This is a genomic window from Corynebacterium sp. KPL4015 (genome assembly GCF_040225725.1).
GTDB lineage: Bacteria > Actinomycetota > Actinomycetes > Mycobacteriales > Mycobacteriaceae > Corynebacterium > Corynebacterium rhinophilum.
This window is the reverse complement of record NZ_JBEHGF010000066.1, coordinates 1-758: the sequence shown is the minus strand read 5'-3', so window position 1 is coordinate 758 and position 758 is coordinate 1. Positions and strand designations below refer to the sequence as shown.

General features: G+C 52.8%; 1 protein-coding gene. It reads right to left on the bottom strand.

The features are described from left to right. A partial coding sequence (locus tag ABRP64_RS11650) for an IS30 family transposase (RefSeq protein ID WP_502880545.1) occupies window positions 1-758 on the bottom strand: 758 nt, incomplete at both ends.

The window sequence follows — 758 nt, the reverse complement described above, 5'->3', positions numbered from 1 at the left end:
CCGTTTACAGCACCATGCCCGTTGGGCAGATGCAGCAGCATGACGTATCTGGTGCTGCGTTCTACAAGCGTGCCGATAGCTGATTTGTTTTCCTTGCCCAAAATGAGGTCGCCTTCCCACTGTCCTGGAACAGCGCGGTCGTTAACCGTTGCTGGTCGTTCGGAAATCATCACCATGGGGTCGCTAAATCGTTGGCGGGCAATACGCTGGTTGCGTGGCTTTCTCACAGCACGGCCTTGGCGCAGACATGCGGCGATTTCTTTCTTCAACTCGCCTTTAGCTTGGAAGAACAACGACATATAGATAGTTTCAGGACACACCCTCATAGTGTCATCGTCAGGGAAGTTTGGACGCAACCTTCGGGAAATCTGCACCGGTGAATATCGCTTCTTCAACATCGCCCACACCGCATCACGCAATGCTGCATGTGTGTCCAGTTTGCGTGGCTTAGGCCGGAATCTGCGCAGCACGGACTTCCGATGAGCTGCATGCGGCAGATACAACCCAAATTCGTCACGGTTGCGTGTCATTTCCTTGCTTATTGTTCCCGGTGAGCGACCCAAATGCCGGGCAATAGCACGCACGCCTAGGCCTTGACGGTTCAAGTCGGCGATAAGTTCACGTTCCTCGACGGATAAATATCGAGGACTAATGCGTTTGTCTATCGCGTGCTGTGGGATAACTTCGACGGGCACTGCTTGACGGGCGTCAACATAAGGCAAAACCTGCATAAGTCTTTTATAAAGCTCAGTGTCTGG